This window comes from Acidobacteriota bacterium (assembly GCA_040752915.1).
Classification (GTDB): domain Bacteria; phylum Acidobacteriota; class UBA4820; order UBA4820; family DSQY01; genus JBFLVU01.
This window is the reverse complement of the sequence record JBFMHB010000115.1, coordinates 1-4,910: the sequence shown is the minus strand read 5'-3', so window position 1 is coordinate 4,910 and position 4,910 is coordinate 1. Positions and strand designations below refer to the sequence as shown.

The 4,910-nt window shown below is 70.7% G+C and carries 4 protein-coding genes; all 4 read right to left on the bottom strand.

Going from position 1 to position 4,910, the window contains the following annotated elements:
• On the bottom strand, positions 1-989 hold a 989-nt coding region (locus AB1824_13040; protein ID MEW5765886.1), incomplete at its 3' end, for an FHA domain-containing protein.
• A gap of 14 nt (positions 990-1,003) precedes the next feature.
• Positions 1,004-3,799 carry a protein kinase gene (locus tag AB1824_13035; GenBank protein ID MEW5765885.1) on the bottom strand — a complete coding sequence of 932 codons (2,796 nt, stop codon included), beginning with the start codon at positions 3,797-3,799 and terminating at the stop codon, positions 1,004-1,006.
• A gap of 87 nt (positions 3,800-3,886) precedes the next feature.
• Entirely contained in the window at positions 3,887-4,213 is a 327-nt protein-coding gene (locus AB1824_13030; GenBank protein ID MEW5765884.1) for a hypothetical protein, read from the bottom strand.
• A gap of 67 nt (positions 4,214-4,280) precedes the next feature.
• Positions 4,281-4,910 (bottom strand): methylated-DNA--[protein]-cysteine S-methyltransferase (locus AB1824_13025; protein ID MEW5765883.1); only part of this gene is annotated, 630 nt, incomplete at its 5' end.

Here is a 4,910-nt window from a genome sequence, read left to right as displayed (position 1 = left end):
AGGCGGGTGGGCAGCAGGTTCAGTTGGATCCTCCGGGCGAGGGAGATCTCGTCCTCGAGGCGTCGGCGCTCGGCGGACTCCCGGGCCAGTTGGATGTTCCGGATCCGCAGGGAGGCCGCTGAGGCCAGGGTGGCCAGGAGTTCCAGGTCCTCCTCCGTAAAGGAACGCACGGCCACCTTGGAGGAAAGGAAGATCATCCCCAGGGGCCCCGAGGCGTCCATGAGGGGCGCCGCGAGGAGGCTCCGCACTCCGGCCGCGACGATGCTGGCCGCCCCGGCGAAGCGGGCGTCGTGCTCGGCATCGAGAACCAGGGCGCCCAGACCCTTCTCCCCCACCTCCGTGACGAGGTGCCGGGAGACGACCACCGGCCCCGAAGCCGTGGTCCGTTGGGCCGCGCAGGTGTACTCCCCTCCGGGGCCCCTCAGAAAGATGGCGCCCTCCTGGGGCTTCAGGTGGTCGAAGACCCGATCCAGGATGAGATTGAGGAGCTCCTTCTGTTCGCAGGATCCCGAGAGCGCGTGGTGGACCTCGTTCATGATCCTCAACCGTTCGGCGTACCGGGTGAGCGCGTCCCCGCCTCCTCCGGCCGGGGGAGGCGGCGAGGCCGCTTCGGGGATCAGTTCCGCGAGCGGCCGGAAGAGGGACTGCCCGGGTGCGAACAGATCCACCGGACGGGGCGGCGGGGCGGCCTCGGCAAGGGTCACGGTTGTGCCCCCCACGGCCAGGAGGTCCCCGGGGCCGACCTTGGTGGGGCCATCCACGGCCCTCCCGTTGAGGAACGTGCCGTTCCGGGAGTTGAGGTCCTCCACGAACCACTCGCCCTCCCTGTGGCAGAGGCGGGCGTGCTCGCGGGACAGGGCGCTGTCGTGTACGGTCACGTCGGCCCGGCTGGATCGGCCGATGACGCAGAAATCGGTCAGCAGGAGCCGCTCGAAGGGATCGCCCCAGGGCGGCGCCACGTGAAGCTTCAACCTCCGCGCTTCGGACATGACGCCCCCGAAATCTATCGAGGTTCCGAAACCCCGGCCGCCTGGGTCCTCTGCCGTAACTCCCGGGTCCAGTTGGAGACGACGCGGAGGCTCCGAATCTCCCCCTCCTCCTCGCCCCGCACGGCGGCCAGGAACCCTCCCTGGGGCCAGACCCGCAGACTGGTCAGCGCGCCCAGCACGCCGAGGTCGTTTGGGGAAAAGAGGGGTTCCGGGTCGAGAAACACGCCCGGTGAGGCGCCCGCGCGCGCTTTCTTCAGCGTCCCATCCCCCGCGACAAAGTAAAGGGTCTTGCCGTCGGCGGACCAGAGGGGCCTGTACCCCTGCCCGTGGGACACGGAAACGGCAGGGCTACCCACACGCCCGTCCCGGTAAGGAGCCACGTAGACCTCGTACTGGCCCGACTCGTCCGAAGGGTACGCCACCCAGCGGCCGTCGGGCGAGAAGGCCGGCACGCCGAGGCGTCCCCGCCCCGCCGTGAAGTCCTCGGCCTGCGCCTCCCCCGTCCAGCGCCCCTTCAGAAGAAGGCGCCGGATTCGGATCCGCGTCTTGGACGTGTCGCCGATTAGGAGGTCCCCCTCGGGGGTCCAGGCAAGGGGCAGGGTCTCGCCGGCGGGACCCGAGGTCTTCCACAGGCGGACGGGCGGGCGGGACCCGTCCAGCGGCGCCGCGTAGAGGCCGTCCTCATCGGTCCGGGCCGTCCGGGCGAAGACGAGGGACTTTCCGTCCGGCGTGAAAATGGGCACGTCCACGTCGGCGCCGGGGATCGCCATGAATCGCCTCAGCGAGCGCCGGGTCCGGTCCGCGAGGAAGGTCTCGTCGATGTTCTCGGCGTTCGTCACGGTGACCGCGAGGGTTTCCCCGTCCGGGGAGATCGCCAGCGCCCCTTGGAGAGACCGCCGTTCGGCCGACCACGGGGTGGCGTGTCCCGCCTCGTCCAGGAGGACGAGCCCTCGCCGGGTCCCCGCCCTCCCGCCGGACACGTAGAACAGGGTCCCGTCGGCGCCGACGAAAAAGGCCGCCGGCGTCCAGGTCGCCTCCGTCCGCATGCCGTCCAGGAGCGCCACGGGGGTCCCGGTGACCGTCAGCGCGACCGGGTCGAAGGGAACCGCCAGGAGGGTTTCGCGGCGGGAGAAGAGGAGTTGCCCCGTCTCCGGCAGGTAGCGCGGGTTGCCTCCGTCCTCGAGCAGGGCCTTCATCTCGCCGGTGGCCAGGTCCACGATGCCCACGTCCGTTCGGAAGCCGTTTTCGGCGTACACGACCAGGTTGGCGAAGGCGCGATCCTCCCGTGGGAGGGGCCTCAGCGCCTGCACGAATCCCCGGAAGCCCTCCATGCGCAGGGCGACCTTGCGGGCGCGGCCGTCCCGAGAGGAAATCCGAGCCATCTCGTTTCCCTGCTGATTCAGGACCAGGAGGTCTCCCCCGGGCAGGGCCACCACCTGGCGCCAGCCCTCCTCCCACGTCCCGAAAACCACCGGAGGAGCGCTCCCGTCCGCGGGAAGCCTCGCCAGGCGGCCCACGGCCCCGTCCCCCGAGGCGTAGAGGGCCGCGTAGATCCACTTTCCGTCGCGGCTGACGGCGAAGGCGCGGGCCCCCTCCGTGCCCGGAAGGGCTCTCACCTTGTAGCTCTCCAGGTCCCTGCGGTAGATCATGGCCCGTGGACCGTCGCCGCCGCCCGGCTCACGCTTGGAAGCCAGCATGAAGAGCGCGCGTCCGTCCGGCGATCCGTCGGAGAAGCCGACCCGAAGGTCCTCCGGGAACTCCAGGGAGAGGCTGGTCACGGGAACGGCGGCGGCCTTCGCGCTCCGTCGCTCCAACAAGACGAAGAGGGCCGCGGAACCGAGGGCCGCCCCCGTCAGGAGCAGGGCCGCCGCCCCCGCCGCGGCGCGAGGGGAGAGCCAGCGCTTGCCCGCGAGCGCGGCGGCCGTCATGCCGGAGACGGGTGTTCCCGGCGGCTCCGCCAGGGCTTCCTCGAGTTCGATGCGCGCGTCCGAGGCGTCCCTCAGCCTGCGCCGCGGGTCCTTCTCGAGGCATCGGCGGAGAAGGCGCTTGAGGGCCGCGGGCGTCTGCTCGGGCAGGGCCTCCCACTCGGGATCGCCCCGGAGCACGGCGGCGAGGGTGTCGGAGATGGTCTCGCCCTTGAAGGCCTGCTTGCCCGTGAGCATCTCGAAGAGGATGCACCCGAAGGCCCACAGGTCCGTGCGGCGGTCCAGGGGGCGCCCGCGGGCCTGCTCGGGGCTCATGTACCCCGCAGTGCCCAGCACGAGCCCGGCCCGGGTGGCATCGTAGGCCACCGTGGGCGAACGGCTGGGGTCCGAGCCCGAGGTGGGCTCGGGGGCGTAGGACTTGGCGAGGCCGAAGTCCAGCACCTTCACCTGACCCTGCGGGGTGAGCTTGACGTTCGCGGGCTTGAGGTCCCGGTGGACGATGCCCGCCTCGTGGGCGGCCGCCACGCCGGCGGCCACCTGGAGCGCCACGTCGATGGCCTCGGGAATGGGGAGCGGCCCCTCCTCGAGACGTTGGGACAAGGTGGGACCTTCCACGTACTCGAGAACCAGGCAAATCCGACCGTCGTGCTCCTCGATCCCGTAGATCCCCGCCACGTTGGGGTGGCTGAGGGCCGCCAGGAGGCGGGCCTCCCGTTCGAACCGGGCCCGCCGTTCGGGATCCGCCGCCACCTCGTCGTCGAGGGCCTTGATGGCCACGTGGCGCTCGAGCCTCGGGTCCCGCGCCAGGTAGACGATGCCCATGCCGCCTCGGCCCAGTTCGCCCTCGACGGGGTAGGGTCCGATCTTTGAGGGAAGGTCCGCCATGGCGTGCCGCCTTTCCGGGCCGTTCTTGCTTGGTGTTCTACGATGGAAAGCGCCCCCGGGTTTCTCCGCCGGGGACGGCCACCGAGCCTATTTCACGTACGTCAAAAAAAAGCCTTGGAGGTCTCCGTTCTCGTCATAGGGGGCTACGGAGACCACGGTGTAGCCTTCCGCGGCCATTCTGGCATGGAGTTCGTTCATCTTGTCCGCCGCCCTTGTTTTTCGGCCCAGGACCGAAATGTCCAGGAAGACCGTCCGGCCCTGCCGGCCCGGCTGGACCGCCGGGGGGGCTCCTGCTTCGGACTTTCCATGGGCGAACACACCCGTGGCGGCGCCCAGGAGACTGCCTGCGAGCAGGCCCGCCGCCACCACCGCCGCCCAACCATAGCCGCCCATCACAGCCCTTGGGTTTCTCATGCGCGTTCTCCTCCTCGGCCCGTGCCGAATGGGTGGTTCGACTGTAGCACGATGAGGGCGCTCCGGGTCACTCCCCCGCGGAGGAACGACGGACCGACTCGCGCTCCCATTCCAGAAGCCTGCGCTTCCGCCAGAGGCCGCCCCCGTACCCGCCCAGCCGCCCGTCCTTGTTCAAAACCCGGTGGCACGGGATGAGGATGGCGATGCGGTTCCTCCCGTTCGCCGTCCCGACGGCCCGGCAGGCCCCGGGAGCGCCGACGGCGAGGGCCACCTCCTCGTAGGTGCGTGTTTCCCCGTACGGGATGCGCAGGAGTTCTTCCCAGACCCGCCGCTGGAAGGTCGAGCCGGGAAAGACGAGGGGCACCGTGAAGCGCCGCAGGTCTCCCCGGAAATAGGCCTCGAGCTCGCGGCCCACCTGCTCGTGGTGGGCGTTCCGGCCCGGGACGGCCGCGCCCTGGAGGAGGCGGCGGAGCGTCTGGAATTGGGCCTCCAGCATCCGCCGGTCCGTGAATTCCAGGAGGCAGATCCCCTCGGGCGTGGCCCCGGCCACCAGGGGTCCGAGTGGGCTCTCGATCCAGTCCACGAGCACGGGAACCGCGTCGCGGCTCCGTCCCGGCGGGGCTCCGAAGGTCCTGGAGAAGGCCTCCCGGAAGCCGCTGTGGGACTCGTACCCGTGGCCCAGGATCACGTCGTCCAG

What these genes read in the sequence shown, in the direction of transcription:
- AB1824_13030 (MEW5765884.1), bottom strand. Translation starts at nt 4,213, where the DNA reads ATGAGAAACCCAAGGGCTGTGATGGGCGGCTATGGTTGGGCGGCGGTG.
- AB1824_13035 (MEW5765885.1), bottom strand. Translation starts at nt 3,799, where the DNA reads ATGGCGGACCTTCCCTCAAAGATCGGACCCTACCCCGTCGAGGGCGAA.